Origin of the sequence: Nonomuraea sp. NPDC049649, assembly GCF_040675175.1 — a bacterium.
In the GTDB taxonomy this organism is placed as follows: domain Bacteria; phylum Actinomycetota; class Actinomycetes; order Streptosporangiales; family Streptosporangiaceae; genus Nonomuraea.
The window spans coordinates 1-22,184 of the sequence record NZ_JBFAOH010000064.1 but is presented as its reverse complement, the minus strand read 5'-3'; the positions used below and the strand labels follow the sequence as shown (position 1 = coordinate 22,184).

Annotated in this window: 14 protein-coding genes and 1 pseudogene; 10 read left to right on the top strand and 5 right to left on the bottom strand. The window is 62.2% G+C overall.

All coding sequences use genetic code 11. The features are described from left to right. Positions 1-79: 79 nt before the first annotated feature. Together AB0J42_RS36165 and AB0J42_RS36160 are read right to left on the bottom strand one after the other, a co-directional pair. A complete protein-coding gene (locus tag AB0J42_RS36165) occupies positions 80-223 on the bottom strand; it encodes a hypothetical protein (protein WP_364302762.1) in 144 nt (47 codons plus the stop codon). Continuing rightward, the gene (locus AB0J42_RS36160; protein WP_364302759.1) at positions 205-588 is read right to left on the bottom strand and encodes a hypothetical protein; all 384 of its coding nucleotides are present in this window, start codon (positions 586-588) and stop codon (positions 205-207) included. Before AB0J42_RS36160 ends, AB0J42_RS36165 begins: the two co-directional genes overlap by 19 nt. A gap of 453 nt (positions 589-1,041) precedes the next feature. On the opposite strand from AB0J42_RS36160, the gene AB0J42_RS36155 reads away from it, so the two are divergent. From AB0J42_RS36155 to AB0J42_RS36125, 7 genes are all read left to right on the top strand, one after another. Continuing rightward, positions 1,042-2,058, top strand: coding sequence for a DUF3883 domain-containing protein (locus AB0J42_RS36155; RefSeq protein ID WP_364302756.1), 1,017 nt, complete (start codon positions 1,042-1,044; stop codon positions 2,056-2,058). A gap of 58 nt (positions 2,059-2,116) precedes the next feature. Beyond that, complete coding sequence (locus AB0J42_RS36150; protein ID WP_364302754.1) at positions 2,117-2,257, top strand: hypothetical protein; 141 nt, start codon at positions 2,117-2,119, stop codon at positions 2,255-2,257. 215 nt (positions 2,258-2,472) lie between these two features. Further along, entirely contained in the window at positions 2,473-3,942 is a 1,470-nt protein-coding gene (locus tag AB0J42_RS36145; RefSeq protein WP_364302752.1) for an ATP-binding protein, read from the top strand. A gap of 2 nt (positions 3,943-3,944) precedes the next feature. Further along, on the top strand, positions 3,945-6,761 hold the full coding sequence (locus tag AB0J42_RS36140) for a Z1 domain-containing protein (RefSeq protein WP_364302750.1): 2,817 nt from the start codon (positions 3,945-3,947) through the stop codon (positions 6,759-6,761). 1 nt (position 6,762) lies between these two features. After that, positions 6,763-7,755: a PD-(D/E)XK motif protein gene (locus AB0J42_RS36135; protein ID WP_364302748.1), complete on the top strand. Its 993-nt coding sequence runs from the start codon at positions 6,763-6,765 to the stop codon at positions 7,753-7,755. 2 nt (positions 7,756-7,757) lie between these two features. After that, a complete protein-coding gene (locus AB0J42_RS36130; protein ID WP_364302746.1) occupies positions 7,758-9,491 on the top strand; it encodes an AIPR family protein in 1,734 nt (577 codons plus the stop codon). Positions 9,492-9,837: 346 nt separating this feature from the next. Next, positions 9,838-11,730, top strand: coding sequence for a DNA cytosine methyltransferase (locus AB0J42_RS36125; protein ID WP_364302744.1), 1,893 nt, complete (start codon positions 9,838-9,840; stop codon positions 11,728-11,730). Here the strand turns inward: AB0J42_RS36125 and AB0J42_RS36120 are convergent. Then, positions 11,724-12,197 (bottom strand): very short patch repair endonuclease, encoded by a 474-nt coding sequence (locus AB0J42_RS36120; RefSeq protein ID WP_364302764.1) that lies wholly within the window; start codon positions 12,195-12,197, stop codon positions 11,724-11,726. The genes AB0J42_RS36125 and AB0J42_RS36120 overlap by 7 nt on opposite strands. A 172-nt stretch (positions 12,198-12,369) precedes the next feature. On the opposite strand from AB0J42_RS36120, the gene drmA reads away from it, so the two are divergent. Then, positions 12,370-16,257, top strand: coding sequence for a DISARM system helicase DrmA (gene drmA / locus AB0J42_RS36115; RefSeq protein ID WP_364302741.1), 3,888 nt, complete (start codon positions 12,370-12,372; stop codon positions 16,255-16,257). 6 nt (positions 16,258-16,263) lie between these two features. Then, positions 16,264-18,006 (top strand): DUF1998 domain-containing protein, encoded by a 1,743-nt coding sequence (locus AB0J42_RS36110; RefSeq protein WP_364302739.1) that lies wholly within the window; start codon positions 16,264-16,266, stop codon positions 18,004-18,006. A gap of 54 nt (positions 18,007-18,060) precedes the next feature. Here the strand turns inward: AB0J42_RS36110 and AB0J42_RS36105 are convergent, their stop codons facing one another. Next, positions 18,061-19,824: a DEAD/DEAH box helicase gene (locus AB0J42_RS36105; protein ID WP_364302737.1), complete on the bottom strand. Its 1,764-nt coding sequence runs from the start codon at positions 19,822-19,824 to the stop codon at positions 18,061-18,063. 334 nt (positions 19,825-20,158) lie between these two features. On the opposite strand from AB0J42_RS36105, the gene AB0J42_RS36100 reads away from it, so the two are divergent. Then, positions 20,159-21,082, top strand: a complete 924-nt coding sequence (locus AB0J42_RS36100; RefSeq protein ID WP_364302735.1) for a hypothetical protein — start codon at positions 20,159-20,161, stop codon at positions 21,080-21,082. 71 nt (positions 21,083-21,153) lie between these two features. On the opposite strand, the pseudogene AB0J42_RS36095 reads toward AB0J42_RS36100, so the two are convergent. Then, a pseudogene (locus tag AB0J42_RS36095) lies at positions 21,154-22,134 on the bottom strand (site-specific integrase); the annotation flags it as partial. Positions 22,135-22,184 lie beyond the last annotated feature (50 nt).

The following is a 22,184-nucleotide window of genomic DNA, read 5'->3' as shown; positions in this document are numbered from 1 at the left end:
CCCAGTCCTCCACCTTGATCACCCTCCAGAGTGAACTGCAAGGGGGGTCAGATTTCGGCCGTCGCCTGGGGGTCAGTATTCACGCGTCGTCGACACGAGGTGCCTGCTCTCCCGAGATGATGTAGCCCGAGGTTTGGGCTGATACCTCGATGCCGTCTTCGTCTCCGAGCGGGGCTGTGGTCAGCGCGACCGTGAGCACGGTGATCAGGGCGTGGGTGAGCATGGCTCTTCCACCTGTTCCACCTTCGAGACCCGCCAGGCTCCGTCATCGCCCTTGTAGAGGGTCGCCACCAGGTGGGTGCTGCTCTTGCCGTGGGTGAGGCGCTTGCCCGTCTTGTCGTCGGCCTGGCCCGAGTGGCTGCCGTCCTGGCAGTCGTGGAGGGTGGCCCGGTCGCCCTTGATCTCTATGTCGAAGGTATGGACGACGGGACTGCCCCAGGTGACGCGGCCTGTCGTGCGCAGGGCGGCAATTCCACGGAGCATCCGGTCTAGCAGCGGCTGGGTGGCGACATCCTCCAGGATCGCCTTGCGCTCCTGGGGCTGGGCCTCTTCGGCGCGCTGACCGACCGAGTAGAGATTCCGGTACACGGCAACGACCGCTTCTTCAGCTGTCCCGGTTGTCAAATTCTGTGCTGGCGTGGCGGTTGGCATCGCCGCATTGCGATCCTGCGTGCGGTGGTCGCCCGCCTGGCAGGCGCTGATGGCTGTGGCTACAGCGACAGCCACCCCTATACGAGTCGCCCATCCCGGGCACGGCAGAACCCTCACTGGCCAGCGACCTTTACTAAGCGGCAGTAATCAGCTACGCAAGGTCGTCAGGCTAGCTGGGTCATAGGGCGTGATCGCCTACGTTTCAGCGATAGATAACGCACCGCTTTCCAAATCTTGAGCTGGGCAAGTGCCTATTCACGGTCCTTCTCGGCGAACAGGGCAACCATCTGAGCCGTATGTGAGAACTTGCCACCACGGCTACCAGCGCCCCTCTTACGGCAGATCACCCAAGAGATTTTGTCGCCTCCATCTGCAAAAGTGTGTTCCGTGATGCCGATTGACGACGCCGGGCGCGTCCTGAACGGGAAGTTCTCCGTCGAGATCGACGGCCCTTACCTCGCGCTGATCCTCGACAGCGCCGGTGGCAGATCCTCCAGCGGTTCCTCCCGGAACCTTGACTACCCGACTGTCCTCACGTTGCTCCTGACCCGTCTCCGAGACCGGGACGCCACTGTGCACGAGGCGCTGTTGGATTCGCGCCGTACCCAGCATTTACCGGAAGAGGACCGGAGGCTCTCGGACGGGCCGATGCGTCTCAAGGACTGGCCGGACATGGACTTCCTCCGGCTGGAACTCACCCGTCGGCAGGGAAGGGTTGGGCAAGCTCCCAGCGCGACGAGGGACGGCAACAACCGCAAGCGCATGCGGCTCCGACTCGAAGTCCCCGGCTTCGCCCCTAGCGACGCCAATCGACTTGCCTCCGAACTTGCCGGACACGTCGCCGCCGAAGAACCAGCGACCGGGTCACACTCCCATCCGGCTCCCCGTCCGTCGGAAACTCTGCACAATCGGGAGGAGGGTCCGGACGAAGCCGCCTCGGACTCTCCCCGCCACCTTCGGTATGTCCAAGACGCCCGGCTTCGCCAGGCAATCGAGAAACACGCCGTGAACCGGGCCATCAAGCACTACGAGGACCTGGGATACCACGTCGAGGACGTGGGGACGCGCAGGTCCTATGATCTCCATGCCGTCATGGGCACCACGGTGCTCCATATCGAGGTCAAGGGGTCAGCGATTGCCGTCAACTCCGTGGAGCTGACCACCAACGAAGTCGACAACGCACGTGAGCACCTGACCGACCTGGTCGTAGTGGACCAGATCAACCTCATCGACAACGGCGGTGAAGTGCCCGATCTGGAAGGGGGGCGAGTCCGCATCTGGGAGAGGTGGCAGCCTGCGGACGAGGACCTCCGGCCCACCCGGTTCGACTACCGAATCTCGAAGTTGCCCACTTTCAGGACCGACAGTGAGTGGAAGCGATCGCCAGGTGCCAGCCCTACCCCGTAGGGCTGGCACCTGGAAGAGAACAGGTCTATGGCACTACGACGGGAACCATGATGTTCAGGTGCCCGTCATCACTCGTCACGACGGACAGCCGCCCGTACGCGTATGCGCGCACGAGCGCCTGAAGTGCCTGGTCGAACGGGACACCCTCACGGTCGGCCTGCACCCGCGCAGCCTCCCAGACCAGTTCCGGGACCCGTAGTTCGCGAGTCGGCGCCGAGTCTGGCTGATCAGGCATCCGTTCCCCTCCGATCGTTGTTCCGTCACCAAAGTTAGCCGGCAGTCGACAGCTTCGAATACGACAGACACGACAGAAAGCCGTCGAAACCGGAATCTCTGGTTGCTGCGCGGGATTTTGTCGGCCCCCTCTCATACCCTCTGCCTCAGCAGCAGAATCAGAGGAGGCAAGAGCGGGAGATGACGATTGTTGAGCCAGCGGGTGAACTTCTTGACCCGTGTGCCGAAGATCTCATCCAGTCGCTGCGCGCGTTCGGATACGACCTGCCGACTGCCCTTGCCGATCTCATCGACAACAGCATCACCGCGGGTGCCCGGACCGTGCGCATCCTGCACTGCTCGGATCGTGGAAACACCTGGGTCGGTATCCTGGACGACGGCCGAGGAATGAGTGAGAACGAGCTCCGGGATGCCATGCGTTTCGCCCGGAACCCTGGCAGTGAACGTACGACCGAGGATCTGGGGCGGTTCGGCCTCGGATTGAAGACGGCCTCCCTGTCCCAGGTCAGAAGACTCACGGTCCTCACCAGAGACCAGAGCGGCACCCTTTCGGTCCGTACGTGGGACATCGATCATGTCGCAGAGCAGCGTCGGTGGAGGGTTATCACCGAGCTGGACGAGCATGCTGCGACCATCGCCGAGGAACTGGGGTTCACCCGCCAGGGGACCCTGGTTCTGTGGCGCAAAACCGACCGGCTCGGTCACGGCCAGGGACTCTCCCGGCGCATCAACGAAGCGGGCAGGGAGCTCTCTCTCCTGTTTCACCGCTTCATTGAGCGGGGCAAGCTGAACCTGTATGTCGGGGGACGTCAGCTGAGCCCGATGGACCCCTACCTTCGGCGGCATCCGGCCACGCAGGACCGTGGCTTCGAGGATCTCGAACACGATGGTCACCGCATCCGGTTGAACCCCATCGTTCTTCCGCATCCTTCCCGTCTGAGCAGGAGCGAGATGACCCTGACAACGGGTCCGGGTGGGATGCAGGACCGGCAGGGGTTCTACGTGTACCGCGGAGACCGTCTCGTCGTGGCAGGCGGTTGGCTCGGACTTCCGGGCATGCATAAGTCCCAGACCACGAGACTGGCCAGGCTGGCGGTGGACGTCCCGCCTGGCGCGGACCTTGCATGGGAAGTGGATGTCAGAAAGTCCACCGTCCGACCTCCGTCGGCTCTGGAAGAACGCATCGCCGAGATCGCCAGGGACCTACGGGCCCGGTCCGAGAGGGTCTTCGCCTACCGTGGTGCTCCCACATCACGGTCCCGCACCGAGCGCGAACTGCACACCGTCTGGCAACAGGTACGGAGACTGGGTGTGTCCGAGTACGTCGTGAACCGCGATCATCCTCTCGTGGCCGCCGCCCTGTCCGGCCCAGAGGGAAAGGCGTTCGAGGGCGTCCTCCACATGATCGAGAGCACGCTCCCGGTGGACGCGATCTCTCAGGAGCTCGTGTCCTCGACAAAGTTGGGTAACCCCGCGGTGAAGAACGATCCGGACGTCGAAGAAGTCCTTGCAACATTCCGATCGATGCTGGCAGGACTGCCGCGGAACCCGGAGACGAGATCCGTCCTGATGGAGGCTCTGACACGAGCCGAGCCCTTCAGCAAGTACCCGGGCCTCGTCCAAGAGGTCATCGAGTCCGAGGAGATCTGATCGTGATCGATCCGACGAGCATAGCTTTGAACATCGCCAAGCAACTGGTGCTGGGTTTGGAGAGACACGAGCGTACTCCCGAACGTCTCCGGGAGGCGGCCAAGCAGGCGACGCAGATGCTGAACGCCTCCGTCGGCCATGCCTCCGCTGAGGAGATTGCCCGTCATCTTGAGACCGAGTTCGAAGTCTGGGTTCCCCAGGCAATCGTGGTCAGCGATCCTGGCGATCACGAGCCGTGGCTGGATGCCCGGCGCGGAGACATCGAGTTCGCGTACTGGAAACGGTACAGCACGCTGCTGAGTAAAACCTGGAAGCCCGGTGCCATCGAGGCTCTGGACCAGTCAACCGACCAGATCCTCGGGCTGATGGAGGACCCGCAGCGGGTGGGCGAGTGGAAGACCTACGGACTGGTCTACGGTCAGGTCCAGTCCGGCAAGACCGCCAGCTACACCGGCGTCATCGGTAAGGCAGTGGACGCGGGTTACCAGGTTGTCATCGTCCTCACCAGCCAGCACGAGAGCCTCCGGCACCAGACACAGGCCAGACTGGACAAGGAGTTCCTGGGGTTCAACAGCAAGTTCAGCCGGAACCCATCCGCAGACTCCTCCGTGATCATTGGAGTGGGTGCTCTCGGACTTCGGGCGCCAGATATCCCATGTATGCCTGTGACCACCCGTGACAGCGACTTCACCAGCGCCCAGTTCCAGGGCACACCGGTCAATATCCACGAGGTCCGGATCCTCGTGGTGGCGAAGAAGAACAAGCGAATCCTGGACAACCTGAAGGACTGGTTGAGCAATTTCGCGGTCCAGCGTCCGGACGGTTCCCGGATGATCCGCAATGCTCCGCTCCTGCTCATTGACGACGAGGCCGACTACGGTTCCGTCGATACCAAACGAGCGGGCAGGGGCAGAACCCACAGCGACCCCGACCATGACCCGACCGCGATCAACAAGGCGATTCGAGGGCTCCTGGAGCTGTTCGAGAAGCGCGTTTACCTGGCCTACACGGCCACTCCGTTCGCCAACATCTTCATCCCGAACTCGACCGATCATCCCGAGCACGGAGCCGACCTGTTCCCACGAAGCTTCATGGTGGCTCTGGAACCTCCCTCGAACTACTGTGGCCCGGAGGTGGTGTTCGGTTTGGAGGATCCTTCGGCTGCGGAGATCCGTGAGCCTCTCCCCATCATCCACGAGGTCAACGACCACGAGCAGTGGCTGCCGGACACGCACCGCAAAGGGGACCGCCCCCACAGCCCTCTGCCCGAATCCCTGGTACAGGCTCTGGATGCCTTCGTGCTGTCCACAGCGATCCGGAAGATTCGTGAGCGTAAGTACGATGTGGCCGGCGGGCACTGCACCATGCTGGTCCATGTCACCCGGTTCACAGACGTTCAGCGTGAGGTCGCCCGACAGATCGAAACGCACCTGCAGGACATGACCAGTTCCTGGAGTGACTACGGGCAGTCGGGCCAAAGGCTGCGAGAGCGCTTGGAGGCCCTGTGGACGACGGACTTCACAAAGACGTACAGGACGCTCGCCAACCGTGACGACGTCGGCATGTCAGTAGGGCCGCCCGTTTCCTGGGAGGAAGTCGAGGCAGTGATCCCCCGGGTGCTCGAGGAAACCGCTCGAGGCGTCAAGCAGATCAACGGAAGCGCTGCCGACGTATTGGACTACCAGTCCAGCACGCCGGTCACCGTTGTTGCAGTGGGGGGCGACAAGCTCTCAAGGGGTCTCACCCTCGAAGGGCTCACCGTCTCCTACTACCTGCGCGCGTCCAGGACCTACGACACCCTGCTCCAGATGGGAAGGTGGTTCGGCTACCGTCCGGGATACCTGGACACCACACGCCTCTACACCACTCCGGAACTGGTCAGCCACTACGTCCACATCACGAGAGCGAACCGTGAACTGATGGAACTGACGAGCGCTGTGGCCAAAGCTGGGCAGACCCCCGAACACGTGGGTATGCGGGTGCTGAACGGCGTGGGCAACCTGCAGGTCACAGCCGCTGCGAAGATGCGTTCCTCGGCCGTGATGTCGGTCAGTTTCTCCGGTACACGAGCAGAGACTCTCGTCATGCGCACGGACCCGCGGGCTCTGAAGCAGAACCACATGCGACTCGAAAAGCTCATAGAGGAGATCCGTCCCTGCCCGGAGATACCAAAGGACCAGCTGAATGGCGTGGGCCAGGGATTGTTTCGACACAATGTCCCTGCGGACGTGGTGCTGAACTTCCTCGAAGGATTCGATGTGTCGCCCCGAGTCCTGACCGCGAATCCCGAAAACCTTGTCAGATACATCAGGTTGCAGACCACCAAGGGTGAACTGGTCCGGTGGACAGTAGGAGTGACCGGAGGCAGTTCGTCCGCCCGGTTCTCCACGCAGGGCCTCGACATCCCGCTGGTCCGACGCAAGCCAATCGTGCTTCCCCGTTCGGGGGACAACGAGTTCGAGATTGGCGTACTGGTCAGCCCGGCCCACGAGGAGCTCGGGCTTCCAAAGGGGAGGGTACGTCGTGCGTTCGACCGTACGGCCGAAGAGTTCCGCATAAGCGGTAAGGGAAGAGAGCCAGCCCGGGCAAGCGGAGAGTCTCTTCGTCGGATGCGTGACCCGGGCGAGGGACTCCTGCTGCTTTATCCAATCGATCCGGCTGTGGCCGGAGTGTCCGGCTCCGACGTGCCAATCCTTGGTTATGCAGTGGTGTTCCCGCACTCCGACAGGGCCGAGAAGGTTGAGTACCGCGTCAACCAGGTCTTCCTGGAAGGGCTGCAGAAGGCCATGGAAGATGTCGAGGAAGAGGAGGAGTCCTGACGTGACCCTCAGCACCCCCGAGGAACTCGAGCGGTCCTTCCGCACAGCAGAGAACGGAGGCGCACCCGGCCACGGCGCCTTCCGCCGACGGCTTCTCCCGGACACAGGGCTGGATGTGTTCACCGAAGTTCGGCTCCCCAGCAGGGAGTGGGCCCTCCTAGTCCAGAGCGACGAGTCCCTTGAGGACCGAGACCTGGTTCTCGCTACGGGGCTGGTCTGCCGTACCAGGAACGGCTCCGTGGAGGTGGTGGCCAGCCCGGACACCGACCGGTTCCTGTTCTGTACACTCCTCGCCGATCTCGTCAACCAACTTCGCCTGCCGGCCAGCAGGCCAACCGCGGCACTGGTACGAAGGCTCAACGCTTGGCGCAGGATGCTGGGTCGCGGCCTTCTCACCGGGCTCTCCCCCGAGGCACGGCTCGGCCTGTACGGCGAGTTGCTGGTGCTCCGCGAGATGATGCTGCCCGCCATCGGTCAGGACGCGGTCCGGTCCTGGGTCGGTCCCGACGGGGCACCGCAGGATTTCCGACATCTCTCCACAGCGGTGGAGGTGAAGACCGTTTCCCGGCATGATCCCAATCGCTGCCGGATCAGCAATGAGAGGCAGCTGGACACCTCGGACGTCTCGAACCTGTTCCTGGTCCACCAAGCGGTCGGCGTGTCTCCCGATGGCACCTCACTGAGCGAACTCGTCGACGAGATCCGCGACCAGCCGCCGGTTCAGGCAGAGCTCTCTCTGTTCGAGAACTGCCTGTTGGAGGCTGGCTGGCTGGACGCCCACCGAGACCAATACGCCAGTGACCGGTACTTCCTTACCCGGCGGCAGAATTTCACCGTAGATGCACGATTTCCACGGGTAACACCGTCCGAACTCCCAGCAGGAGTGTCCGGAGTTTCATATTTTATCGATCTGTCTTCCTGCAGCTCACATAAGGTGGGCGAACGAAAGATAAGGGAAGCGGTAACAGGGGCCGGCGGTACCACGAAGGAGTAACTGTGGAAGGGGAGACCACCGAGGAGTTCGCGATCACGCTAGAGCAGGTCGTGGAGGACCGTCTCGGACAGCACTCCGGTTGGCTCAAGCGTGACGCCTTCGTACAGGTGGTGGCCGACTACCTCATCGAGGATGGAACCCTGGAGGACCTGCTCCCCTGCTACCATACGGCGCCGTTCGGCAAGAGCCGGATGGAGGTCGCCGGATATTACATCAGCGACGACGGTCTGGTCCTGGACCTTGCCGTTGCCGAGTACGGTCATTCCGGCCAGACCTTGCCCAGGGACCAAGTGCTGAAGCGTCTGCGTTGGGCAGCCAACTTCGCCACTGCCTGTCACGACGGCTACCACCTGCAGATGGAGGAGTCCAGCCCCGAGTTCGACATGGTACAGACCATTTATGCCCAATGGTCCGAGTTCAGTAAGGTCAGGATCTTCTTTCTGACGGATGCCCGTACCACCGTGGTCGATCTATCCGAACAGATCGTCGGCGAACTCCCTGTCGCCCAGCATGTCTGGGACATCACCCGGCTTCACAAGCTTGACCTTTCGGGACGCCGCGAGGAACCGATCAACATCGATTTTGGGCGTCTGGGCGGCCCGCTCTCTTGTCTCGCCGCTCCCGCCACCGGTCAGGAACACAGGTGCTTCCTGACAGTCATTCCCGGACAGTTCCTTGCCGACATGTACGACCAGTACGGAGCGAAGCTCCTCCAGAGGAACGTCCGCGCATTCCTCCAGGCAAGGGGGAAGGTCAACAAGGGCCTCAACGAAACTATTCGCGTGCGCCCTGAACGGTTCCTCGCGTACAACAACGGCATCTCCATTACGGCCACAGGAGTCTCTCTGGACGACAGGGACGGTACTGCTCTCCTCCGCCTGGAGGACGTCCAGATCGTCAACGGCGGGCAGACCACCGCCTCGTTGCACCATGCCGCCAAAAGGGACCGTGCCGACCTCACCCATATCCAGGTGCCCGCAAAGATCACAGTTGTGAAGCCGGAGCTGCTCGACGAGCTGGTCCCCAAGATCTCGCTGTACGCCAACTCCCAGAACCCGATCAACGAAGCGGACTTCCAGTCCAACAGCCCTTTCCATGTCGAGCTGGAGCGTCTCTCACGCAGACTGCGTGCGCCGGCAACGGACGGCGCGCAACATGACAGCCACTGGTACTACGAGCGGGTCCGCGGTCAGTATCAGGTCGACAGGGCGCGGCGGTCGAAAGCACAGCAGAAGGCCTTCGACAGGGACAACCCGCGTGCCCAGAAGTTCACCAAGACCGACGCCGCCAAGTTCGAGATGACCTTCGAGCAGGCTCCGCACATCGTGAGCCTGGGTGCCCAGAAGTGCTTCCAGCGTTGGACCCTCGACATCATCGCCGAACGCGCCGCCCCAGCACCTGACGAGCAGTACTTCCGAGACCTGGTGGCAAAGGCCATCTTCTACAACCAGGCTCGAAAAGAGATCCAGCGTCTCAACCCTGGGGCAGGCTATCTCGCCAACGTGACGGCATACACGATCGCGCGCCTGACGCAGGAAATCGATGTGGAGGGGACGCTCAGATCGATCTGGCGGAACCAACGACTGGCTCCCGAGATGGTACGCGCGACGGCAGCTCTCAGCGAGTTGGTCCGTGGCGTGCTTCTCAGCCCTCCGGGCTCCGGCAACGTAACGGAATGGTGCAAGAAGGAGGAGTGCTGGAAACGGGTCCAGGACATCCTCTGGGCCGGCGCCTAACGTTCTGAGCACTAGGGACTGTCGAGGCACCAAGTGAGGTTCCCCCTGTAGCACGGACACGGCACGACGGGGCGCAATTGGCATGCTGTCCAGGGCCAGGTGTGTACCAGCGCGGCAGATGCCCGCTCGATGGTCAAGATCCGGATGCCCACGTCATCCGGCACTGCCACTGTCTCGGTCCCGGACCCGGAGGCCGGTTTGAAGCCTCTCGGTACCCCCGGTAGCTTTTGGTGTTGGTGTTGTTCCGGAGGTGAAAGCATCAGCTGTTACGGCAAAATGCTTGTCCTGACCAGGTCGTCCGTGGTCTCCTGGAGGTGATCGGGGAACACGGCTAGGAGGAGGCTGCGTGTCGTTCTACGGGGTGAAGCTGCACCGCAGTGATATCCTCCGCCTCCCTGAGTCCCAGGATGCCTGCACCGAGGAGATTTTTGCTGAGTGGTGCGGCAAGAGACTTGCCGCCAAGGAGCGCCTCGCGGTTGATCTCTTTTCCGGAGCCGGAGGACTGAGTCTCGGCTTGGAGCAGGCAGGATGGACCGTTGTCGCTGCAGTCGACCACGACAGGCGCGCCCTCGAGACGCACCGAGCCAACTTTCCTGGTCTCGCCCTGAACACAGACCTTTCTAACATCGACGAACGTGCCAACCTCATAGCGCTGCTCAAGCAGACGACCATCGACCTCGTTGCGGGCGGCCCTCCATGCCAGCCCTTCAGCCGGGCCGGCCGTAGCAAGATCCGCAGCCTGGTCGAACGGGCCGGCCGTGACCCCCACGACGCGCGCAAGGAGCTGTGGCAGGCTTTCCTGGAGGTCGTTCTGGAGGTCAGGCCCCGGTCCGTTCTCATGGAGAACGTCCCCGACATGGCCCTTGGAGACGACTTCCAGGTGGTTCGCACAATCGTCAAGCGACTGGAGGACGAGGGCTATCACACGGACGTCCGCCTAGTCGACGCCTGGAGGTACGGCGTCCCACAGCACCGGAAGCGCCTCATCGTGCTCGCGCGGAACGACCACGAAGAGTTTTTCTGGCCGTCACCGCAAGAAAAGATCGTCACCGTCCGGGATGCGATCGGTGATCTACCTTCCCTGCCGGAGGACTACCCTGTCGGCGACAGGCGCATCACCTACCCCCAGGACGCCAAGCCCTCCGAATTCGCCCAGCGGATGCGCGCAGATGAGCACACCGGGAACATCTGGGACCACATGACCCGGCCGGTCCGAGATGACGATCGCGAGATCTTCAAGCTGATGGACCACAAGACCCTGTACTCCGCCATCCCAGCAGAGCTACGCCGCTACGACGCGGAGAACTTCGACGACAAGTACAAGCGGCTCGACTGGAACGACCTCAGCCGGTCCATTACCGCGCACATCGCGAAGGACGGCTACTGGTACATCCATCCCGAGGAGCACAGGACGATCACCGTTCGGGAGGCTGCACGAATCCAGACCTTCCCCGACCACTTCCGCTTTGCAGGCACGCGGAGTGATGCCTTTCGGCAGATCGGCAACGCCGTGCCTCCAGAACTGGGACGGGCAGCCGCTCAGGCAGTAGCCCCGGACGAGGGGCGTCAGGAAGGGCTTTTCCCCTCGACAAACCGGTGGGTTCTCTTCCAGCAGCACCTGACCGACTGGGCCAATAGACAGCGGCAGGGGGAGCACTGGTTCAACTTCCCAGGATCAGCCATGACCCCAGCCGTTGCTGCCATCGTGGCCATGCTCAGTGTCGGTGGCAGGCTGGACCCCCGGGACATGGCGCAGGCACTGGCACCGCTCAAGGGACGGACCAAGCTGACACGCAAGGAGTATCTCGCACTCGTCGAGGCTCTCAAGGGCCGCAGGGCCCAACATCGTCTCGCGCCGCTTGCCGAACTCACGCGGAAGCAAAACGTATGGGAGAACGCTGCGGACCTGGCTGACGAGCTCGGGCTGCTCCCAGCTGAGGAGGCGCTCTTCAGCCTGCTGAACAATCATGACCTCATGCTGACCTCGCAGGTGTCCCTACGCGTTGCTGCCAGGGTCACAGGAAGCGAATCAGACAGGACCAACCGACTCACCGATGGGCGCGTGGCTCTCGCTCGTCTGGTAGGAGGTGGCCGTGACGCACCGCTCCGTATGGCAGCACTGCGTCTTCTGGGTACAACCACCTGCCAGCCTGCGGAACCGTACTGTGTCGGGTGTCCGCTGATCGACTGGTGCAAGTTTGCGCAAGGAGGTCGGCCCGGCACATCAACACTTTACTGAATGGGAGGCTCAGCTCTTCTTGCCTCCTGTTCCACCCTGCGTGCTGCGAGTCGAAGGTCGCGTTTGATCTCGCACTCCCAAATTCGGAGCACCCGCCAGCCGGCCTCAGCCAGTAGAGCGTTGTTCCGGTTGTCCCTCTCCCGGTTCGTGTCGATCTTCAGGCGCCACCTCTCCGCATTAGGTCCCCTGAACTGGGCAGGTGAGTGGTCAGGGCATCCATGCCAGAAGCATCCGTCAACGAAGACTGCGAGCTTCCACCGCGGGAGTACGAAGTCAGGGGTGCACCGAGGCACAAGCCGTCGGTGTAGACGGAATCTGAGGCCCAACGCGTGGACTGCACGGCGCAGCTCGATTTCCGGGCGTGTGTTCTGGGTCCGCCTCCCACGGAGATGAGCTCCCTTCTCCGTCGCCTCCCACGATCGGTCACCGACCACGAGGACCCGCCCCCACGTTCGCGGTACCACCATCTCCACCGGGTGGCACACATTCTTGCCCCAAGAGCATCAGTGACATTATGGCCCTACGAGACGGACGCCTGCAGATACTGTGGATCGGGCCGTATGATCCGCCCAACAGGCGTGTGCCAACTGATGTGGCCGACGTCGCGGACGAGGACCGGCTGGACGGAGGGTGTCCCTGGTGAGTGAACGTGACAGCCTTGTCGAGGCACTCGTAGCTGAGGTACTGGGCCCCCGACTCGGAGTCGCCGAGGTGATGTCGGCTGACGAGGACCCTCTCGACGAATACATAGTCGGTGTTCTTGCTCCCGCCACGTCGCACACCCAGGAGGTCGATGCGGACGAGGAACTCTTATCCGAAGGTGAGCTTGGGGCAGACGACGACGAAGCCTTTGATCCTGGTGTGAGCGCTGTTGTCGGATCACTCCCCTCCCTGAACCTGGACCCCATGTCCCGGCCTGCCTCGATGGGAATCTCCATGTCCATCGAGGCAGAGAACGTACCTGTCATCGACGTCTGCGGAACCTGGGCGCGCTACGAGAAGGACAGGGACGGTAGATGGCTGCGTAGGCTCCATGGCCATGTCTGGCGTGGCCATACCTGCTCGCCAGAAGGCACCACGCTGACTTTCGACGGAGATCCGGAGGTTTCGCTCCGGATCCGGAGTCGACAGGACAGAAGCGGCACGTGGCAGGTGTCGTTGTTTCTGGTGAACGACACCCAGTCCGACACCGACAGGCCCAAGCCCGAGGAGCACGTCTACCAACCGCAGCTCCGGGTCCTCTGCAGGCGGGGGAAGATCGTCCCGGTCGAGCGCCAGAAGCCTTCTCATGATCCCGAGGAGGAGAGCCTGGCGCTCCTCTACCAGGACATGCCGACGCTCGCCCGCGGTCACCTCTGCTCCGCGGTCTGGCGCACGATCGATCCCGAAAGACCCCACTCAGGTGGCCTCAAAGGTACGGCCGCCCCCTTCGTCTGGATAGACGGTCTGCACCTCTTCGACACTGGGATCATCGAGGAGTTCTCGCCTGCGGACATCCGCTCGGAGTTCGTTCCTGTCGTTCCCGTGAACGCGCCGAGCGCCGAATGGCGCGAAAGCGTAGGGCCTTCACCTGAGCGCGATCCCATGAGGCTGAGCGAACTGACCGACGGGGACGACCTTGCCCGGGCACTTACGCCTCTCGCTCTCGGGTACGAACGCTGGATAAACGATTTGGGGACCACCGCGCAACCTGCGCCTGGCAGCATCGCCGAAAGCCACCTCACAGGATGCCGGCGAGCACTCACCCGAATCCTGGACGGTATCGAGCTTCTACGCGAGGACGAGGACGCCCGGCTGGCATTCTGCTTCGCCAACCGCGCCATTGCCCTCCAGTCGGAGTGGAGCAAAGGACGCGTAAATGCGTGGCGTCCTTTCCAGCTGGCTTTCATTCTTCTCAACCTGCGCGCGATGGTCGATGAGGCCCACCCCGACCGTGGCATTTGTGATCTTCTCTGGTTTCCCACGGGTGGAGGTAAGACCGAGGCCTACCTGGGACTTGCGGCATTCACCCTGGCACACCGGCGTCTGCTAACACGTCGCGGAGTAAGCCAGGACGGTGGAGCAGGGGTCACCGTCCTGTCTCGTTACACTCTTAGGCTGCTCACCATCCAACAGTACCGACGCGCGCTAGCCCTGATCACAGCGTGCGAGCATTTGCGGACCGAGGCAACGGAAGAATCCCGCGGCTGGCGCCCTCGAAGCCGTAGTGACCTTGGAGACCTTCCCTGGGGTGCCCAAAGATTCTCGATCGGATTGTGGGTCGGCGGCGGCGTGACTCCCAACAACCTGCAGGACTTCACCTACAAAGATCTCGACGGACGTCTGGTGACCCGTCACGGCGCAATCTCTATTCTCGAAGGCGAGGACGGGGAGGGAGATCCCGCCCAGGTCCTGAACTGCCCGGCGTGCAGGGCGGTGCTCGCCATCCCCGCCGACGGCGTTCGGAGTGGTGAGAGCACGACCTTGCACTTCGTCGTCTCGGATATCAATAACGCGGGTCAGGCTGTCCATGCGGAGGAGCTTTCACACGAGGACATCACAGTCACGTCAGTGTTGGTCAGCCCTCATCATGATCCGGAATTCTCGACGGTCTCGATCACTCTGACTGCCGAGCAGGACATCAAATCCGGGAAAATCGACTCCTGGTTCAGTGACCATGTGCTCAGGAAGTTCGGTGAGAGCGCCGAACTGGTTTCCGCCCGTGCGACCAGGCCTGGCTATTTCGTCCGAAGCGCCTCCTGGGGAACCCGACGCAGCAGACGTCTGCCGGTCGATTTCGAGATCTACTGCCCGAACCCCACCTGCGTCCTGAACAACGACATCGCCTGGAGCGAATCCACGCCAGCCGGCGACTGGCCCGTCCAGGATGCCTTCCGCAACGGTCAGAACAGGTCCGCCCGCTGTCCGATCCCCGCCCTGACTGTGGACGAGCAGGTGTACGGCAGATGTCCGTCCATGGTCGTAGCCACCGTGGACAAGTTCGCCCGTCTCGCGTACGAACCTCGGGCAGGTGCCATCTTCGGAAACGTCGACCGGTTCAACGAACATCTGGGCTACTTCCGATCATGGTCTCCGCCCAGCCCACCAACCAGCTCAATACCCGCGAAGCTGCTGGAAGTGCCGACTTCCGGTCGTAACTTCGTGGTTGCCGGGTTCCGGCCGCCGGCGCTGATCCTGCAGGACGAGTTGCACCTGATCGAAGGACCTCTCGGGAGCATGGTCGGCCTCTACGAAACGGGGATCGACCTCCTTGCGACGGACTACAACGGTGGCGGGTCGGTGAGACCGAAGTACGTAGCGTCCACCGCCACCGTCAAACAGGCAGCGGATCAGGTCCGGTCGCTCTTCTCACGGGACCTGGAGGTGTTCCCGCCCCCCGGGCTACGCGCGGACGACTCGTTCTTCTCCCTGACCCGGCCGAGCCACCCTTTGGACTCGGACCAGTCGGGCCGCCTCTACGTCGGACTCATCGCGCCTGGACGAGGGGCCCAGACTCCACTGGTGCGTTCCTGGTCGCGCCTGCTCCAAACGCCTCACGAGATGCTTGCTACAGGCGGTGAGCCAGCAAACATAGATCCCTTCTGGACCCTCGTGGGATACTTCAACGCCATCCGTGAGCTTGCGGGAGCGGTCGCTCTGGTCCGTCAGGACATCATTCAGCGTTTGAGCAGCATTGCGCCCGTCATGCGAGAGATCATGGACACCGATCCGATGGAGCTGTCCAGTCGAGCGGACTCTCTGAACCTGCCCACCATGCTGGAGGAACTCACCGCAACCCTCGGCAGCCCCCGGGAACCGGTGAACGTGGTGGTTGCCACGTCCATGTTCGGAACTGGTGTGGACGTCGACCGGTTGGGCCTGATGTTCGTGAACGGTCAGCCCAAGACGACCTCGTCCTACATTCAGGCGACTGGCCGCGTCGGCCGATCCCGAGGCGGCCTCGTGGTCACCTTCTTCCGGGCAACCCGGCCACGGGATCTGAGCCACTACGAGTACTTCGCGGGCTACCACACATCGCTCTACCGACACGTGGAGCCGGTCACCGTGAACCCGTTCGCTCCCCGAGCGCGCGACCGGGCCCTCGGACCGGTCGCGGTCAGTGTTCTCAGACAGGCACGGCTGCTGCCTGACAGCATTCCGGTGGGGCAGCACTGGCGCATTCAGCAGTATCTGAACGGCGGCCAGCACTCTCAGGCCAGTGAGATGGCAGACCAGCGCACTGCCCCGGACGTGTCGGCCCTGCCTCACCTCTTTGAGAAGCGGGCCTCCCAGCAGCCCGAGCAGCGACGCCCCACCTCCTTTGAGGTCTTCGAGCACACCCAGAATCGGCTGGACAGCTGGGAGAACGTTGCCCAGCAGTACGGCAACGCCCTCCTCTTCCACGAGGGCACGCTCACGAAGCCCGCGACCTCACCCGTTGTCCTTGGCGACCTGGCGCACAAGGTTGCGAGGACCGGCCAAGCCTACGAGAACGCTCCAACCTCACTGCGGGAAGTGGAGCCCACCACCACGGTCCGTGGAAGGTAGCTACCGATGTCCAAGTCCTATCAGGCAATTCGCCCCTCGCAGTTCATTACCACTTTCGGCCCCGGAAGTATTGTGGAGACTCCGTCTGGGCCCGTGGTATTCAAATCCATGGCGACACTCTTCGATGAGATCAAGAGAAGGCCCAACGAATTTGAGATCATTGACGAGAGATTGTCCAAAGGCGTACTCGACGGCGCAAAAATATCCCGGATTCCGACCAACGCGGAAATAGGAATGGGGGACGCCTATTCCATCTACCCGACCGAGCCACTTCCGTTCTGGGGACTCTGCGCCCACCACAATAAGTATCAGGTTCTGTACGCGATCGGCGACGGCTGTCCTGAATGTCCACAGATGGCCGGATGGAAGCGCCGGGAGAAGGGCGGCAAGGAAGCAATTCGCTTCGTGGCCGCATGCGAAGCCGGCCATCTCGACGAAGTACCCTGGTCCGCGGTGGTACATGGCAGGTCCGAGCCGTGTAAATCAAAAAGTTTCCGCTGGTACGGAGGCGGCCGGGCGCTAAGACTCGTGCGGATCTTCTGCCCCAAGTGCAAGGCGGAGGAGAACTTCGGGGCCGCCTATGGACGTAACTGGAAATGCAGCGCACGCCAGCCTGAGATCGGTAGGCGGCCAGCAAACTCCACATGTAGCAAACCAGCGAAAATCGTCCAACGCGGATCGGCCAATCTCAGGATCGCCAATCTGGTCACAGCACTGACCATTCTCGATGTCCCTGCACGACTCCATGATGTCCTCAGTGGCGGAGACCTTCTGAGTAGCGCACGCACCCTCCAGAGTGTGAACCTTCTCACGAAGGAACACCTCCTCACGCAAGCCAAGAACGCCGGCCTCTCGGACGATGCGGTCGACTACCTCAATCGGACAGCATGGTCAGAGATCCTTTCCGCACTGGATCAGTTGCTCGATGCGCATCCTGTGGGCGCTGACCGTGTCCGTGACGCCGAACTTGAACGGCTTCGTGATGCGGCGACCTACGGTGCACCGGTCCTGACGGAGGCAGGCGATCACGCGCAGGTTCCGCTGTTCGAGGTCAAAAAGGACGGCGTTAGGTTCGTCCAAGGTCCGAACGAGCGGATGACCTTCCGCGTCACTCCGGTCAGCAGACTCCGGATGGTGATGGTGCAGACGGGCTACCGCCGACTTACGCCCAGCACCAGCCACCTGATCTCCACAGAATTCAAGGCAAACGCCGTCACCTGGTTTCCTGGGGTCGAGTTGTTCGGCGAAGGGATTTTCATCGACTTCGCCCATGACCCCTTGGATCTCAGTGGCTCTCGTTCAGCAGTGTGGCAGCGGCGGTATGAGAACGGGGAGCCCGAAGACCTGGTGAGTCACCCATCACATGTCTGGTGGCACAGCCTCTCACATCGGCTGCTCTGGGCTCTGTCGGTCGACTCGGGCTACTCGTCCGCGGCGATCCGCGAACGTGTCTACGTACAGGTGGAGGACGGCCAGTCGGTTCGCAGTGGGCTGCTTCTGTACACCGTCCAGCCAGGCGGAGACGGAACCCTGGGCGGGCTGATCTCCCTCGTCAACCGATTCAGGAGGGTGCTGAGTCGCGCACTGGAGGACGTGGACACCTGTTCCAACGACCCTCTGTGCGAGGAAGCACCGCACTCGGGAGCCCAAGGTGCGGCCTGTTACTCGTGCCTGTTCGCTTCGGAGACTTCGTGCGAGCACCGCAACCACGGTCTGGACCGGCTTGTCCTGGCCGCAAACCTGCCGTAGAGCAAACTGCACGTTCGGCGTACGAGCCCATCGGGTACGCACCTCGAACGTACTTCACCGGTAGAACTCGGCGTACTTGTTGTAGGCAAGTTCGCCCTGGAACCGAATATTGTCCTGGACATCCACCACAAGACACGATTCTGTTCCGCCGAAAGCCTTTCCGCGCATTCCACGGCCGATCATCTGTGCGTACAGTACCCGACTGCTGGTAGGACGCCCGACAACCAGAGCGCGAACTTTCGGAGCATCGAAACCCGTCGTCAGAACACCGAAGTTACATAGCACAGAGATGTTTCCTTCGCGAAACTCCTCGATAAGGGCACGACGGGTCGCCGCACGAGTCTCTCCGGTGATCACCTCAGCGGAGCGACCGGCCCTTCGAAGCAGAATGGACATCGCTTCAGCGTGCTCGACCGTACAACCGAAGAAAAGTGTTGGCCATGTCTCCGGAATCTCCATCAGTCGGTTGTAGAGCTCCTTGTTCCTTGCCTTAGATTCGCTGATTTCCTGAAGAAACCCTGTATGGAAGTCATGGAACTGGTCGTAGTGTTCCCGGAACTTCTTGTCACGTTCCATGTCGAACCACTCGCCGGACGACAAGATCTCGTGCTCAACTGACGAAAGCACTCCGCGGGACCGAAGCTCCTTGATCGGGTACTGACCCAGGGACGCCGCACTGAGCAGGCGTCCGTGGAACATCCTCGACATGCCCTCCGTCTCCTGGTCATCCTTTCGGTACGGGGTTGCTGTCAGGCCCAAGAGGGGCACCTCCGAACGGCCGTCCTTCGAAACGTCGATGTTGAGGAAGCGCAGAACCTCCTTGTAGCTAGGCGCACCGATCCGGTGCGCCTCGTCAACCACAACCGCACCGATCTGCCTGGCCAGTTCGACCAGCTCGGCGCGTTCCTCCGAGTCCAGGTTCCTGACCACGGCATGAACCTTCTGAATGCTTGCTACAACGACATTCACCGGCATCTCGGGAACGTCGGTGGACCCCCAGAAACGAGCGATCTTCAAGGAAGAACGCACATTAAACCGATGTCCCAGATCGATCCAAACATCACGAAAAGCCTGTACGGCCTGCTCACAGAGCTCTTCACTCTGAGCGATCCAGAGCAGGACGGGGTCTCCTGACTGCCCCAGCAGCCACGAGACCAGGCTTTCCACAGCCGTCCGCGTCTTACCTGCGCCTGTCGGCAGTGTAAGGACTGCGCGGTTCTCACCGGGACCAGCGTCGAGCACCTCCACCGCCTGGCCCTTCAGATCGAGCTGGAAGTCAGCGAGATCGTTCAGCGGCACGAAGGGCTCAACCTCAAGTTCGGCCGGTTCCTGTGAAGAGCCGGGAAGGCCTGCAAGCGCCGCCGGAAGCTCCAGGATCCTCACGAAGTATCGCGCCCAACTCTTGCCGGCATGCCACTTCCTGGCTGCGATCCCTCTGACGATTTCGCTTGAGCGCCCTCTTACTTTGTCAGCACCCGCGTAGCTGTTCAGCAGGTCTCGTTGCGCGCCGCTCGCCTTGCCCACAAGGCAGCGGCGAACCTCCGCCTCTTCCAGCAAGGAGATGCCGTGGCGGTCAACGATGTACGCGGCCAGGTCCTCCACGGGAAGCTTGGTAGGCGGACGTCCCCTGACACCCTGCTCACGTCCTGCCTCGAGCACCAACTGCTCAACCGTCTTACGCGCTTTCCCACGCTTCTTCGGCTTGTCGAGAGCGTCCGCCAGGTTCCGAAGGTCCGTCGGGGACAGCCGTTCATTGAGAATGTCGATGGTTCTTGCGCGATCACCGACGCTCAACCGCCCGAAAACCTCCACCGTCACCCTCCAGACAGGACCAGGTCATGGAATCACTATGCGTGACCCCTCATCGCCAGGATTCACGTTATAGCAGGCCAAGGAGACAGATTTTCGACTTGAGATGCGCCGAGGAACACTCTGCGCCTCAGCGATAGGATCGCTACCGATGGTCACAGCAATGTCGCAAAGAGAGACCGGACGTCTCACGGTCCAGAGCGAGAGTCCACAAGTGAACTCCATCGCCTTGACTGGAATGGACAATCTTCTTCATTACGGCCACTACCGGACAATCGTCGTGGACCGGAAACAACCCGGCAACGTCTTCTCTCTCCGAGTCCATCGGTGATAGACGAGAAGCATGGCGGAGCTCGGCAGACTCGAATCGGTACCCCTACGCGCGATCTGGCCCAACGAAGCCAAGGACTTCACCCCCTGGCTCGCCGACAACCTCGACGTGCTCGGCCAGGCCGTCGGGCTCGCGCTCGAACTGCGGCACCGGGAGTATCCTGTCGGCCGGTATGCTCTCGACCTCCTCCTCCAAGACGCTCAAGGGCGCGTCATTGTGGTCGAGAACCAGCTTGAGCAGACGGATCACGGACACTTGGGACAGCTGATCACGTACTGCGCCGGCACCCAGGCTGATGTCGTGATCTGGATCGCCCAAACCCTGACCGAAGAGCACGCCGCCGCACTGGAATGGCTCAACACCAACACCGTCACCGGTATCGGGTTCTTCGGCGTGGAGGTCGAGGTGCTGCGCATCGGCGACTCCTTCCCCGCCCCTAATTTCAAGGTCGTAGTCAAGCCCAACGATTACACCAAGAGCACCCAGGCCAGCCGCAGCCGCGCCGCCGCTTGGTCCTGGGAGGCATACATCGAAGAGCTGCGCATCCCGCCCGAGCGAATCGAGGTCGGCCAACGCCTAGTCGATGCGATCACCAACGAGATCGAGGAACGCGGACTCCCATGGCAGGGGGTCATGAACAAGGGATACGTCGCCATCCAACGCCCGGGCAACTACAACGTGCTCACCATCGACCTGTACTGGAACCGGGCGCCACGCCTCGCAGCGAAGCTTCCCGCGCCGCCCGACACACTTTCCATTACCAACCCATATCCACATCTGCAGGACGTGTGGACCGCCAGCGAGCGCGAGTGGGGCTGGACGATCCCGCCGGGTGCCGAACTACCGAACCTCGATCCGCTCTTCGACCTGGTGATACCTCTCAACCCTGCTTCCGGACCCATGCTGACCCCCCCTGGGTCGGATGATCCTTCTTAGAAGGCGATGCTGGTCTCCACGCCATGAATAGAGAGCGGGTGGACGTACGCTCCACTCCACGATGCCCCCGCTCATCGTGCGGATCGATTGCGAATCTTCGAGAAAGCGTCCAGAGCTGTCTCGTCGGCATCATCGAGAGTGTGGAGGTACTTCTCCGTGGTAGCGATGGAGGCGTGGCCGAGCCGTTCCTTGACCACCTGAAGGTCTGCGCCGCCGGCCAGCAACCATGACGCGTGTGCGTGCCGCATGTCGTGGATCCGCACGTTGATCCCCAGGTCGGCTTCCTTCAGCGCGGGCTTCCAAACCTGGCGCCGAAACCAGTCAGCGGGGATGTGGCCGTCGGTCTCGCGCTGCCGCGGTTCGCGAGGGCTGTCCTTTCCTGAGGACCGCCGACCCGCGCGGTAGATGGCGAAGGCGGCGCGGCAGTGCTCGCAGCGGCACTTGCCTGCGGTGTAGGCGCTGAGCGTTCCGTGCCGGTAGCTCCGCTCCTTCTCGTTCGGCTCGGTGAGGCCCAGCTCAAGAGGATCGGGAGCGAGTCGGAGCTTGGGCGTGTTCTTGGGCTCGTGCCGCCAGACGAAGAGCAGGTCATTCGACCCGAGTTTCTGCGCCTCGACATGCGCCTCGACCTTGGCGGCAATCTGTCCCGTGAGCTTGAAACGGCGGAACTCCCTGTCCTTCGGATAGTCCTTCACGATGAACCGCTCACCGTCGGGGTGGAACTTGGGATTCACCTCAACGACCGCCCGGGAGACAGTCAAAATCCTCGATCTCGGCGCCAAGTCCTTGACCCGTAGTTCGCTCAGTTCTCCCCACCTCAGACCGGTCTCGAGCGCCGTCTCCACGAGGAGCTGGGAATCGGCATCGGGAAGCGCCCGGTAGAGCACATCGAACTGCTCCGGCGTGATGATCGTGCGTGGCTTTCTCGGAACGGTGGGCGTCTTCACGCCTCGGCAGGGGTGCAGGTAGGTCACCTGATCGTTGAGAGCCGTACTGAAGATTGCGCTTAGTACTCCAGCCGCACTTCGAGATCTCGATCTGGTCGAGGCTGAGACGTGAGACGGCCACCGCAGTGATCATGTGGGTGTGTGGAATCCAGATGATC

What these genes read in the sequence shown, in the direction of transcription:
- AB0J42_RS36165 (WP_364302762.1), bottom strand. Translation starts at nt 223, where the DNA reads ATGCTCACCCACGCCCTGATCACCGTGCTCACGGTCGCGCTGACCACA.
- AB0J42_RS36155 (WP_364302756.1), top strand. Translation starts at nt 1,042, where the DNA reads ATGCCGATTGACGACGCCGGGCGCGTCCTGAACGGGAAGTTCTCCGTC.
- AB0J42_RS36145 (WP_364302752.1), top strand. Translation starts at nt 2,473, where the DNA reads ATGACGATTGTTGAGCCAGCGGGTGAACTTCTTGACCCGTGTGCCGAA.
- AB0J42_RS36120 (WP_364302764.1), bottom strand. Translation starts at nt 12,197, where the DNA reads ATGGTGGTACCGCGAACGTGGGGGCGGGTCCTCGTGGTCGGTGACCGA.
- AB0J42_RS36110 (WP_364302739.1), top strand. Translation starts at nt 16,264, where the DNA reads ATGTCCAAGTCCTATCAGGCAATTCGCCCCTCGCAGTTCATTACCACT.
- AB0J42_RS36100 (WP_364302735.1), top strand. Translation starts at nt 20,159, where the DNA reads ATGGCGGAGCTCGGCAGACTCGAATCGGTACCCCTACGCGCGATCTGG.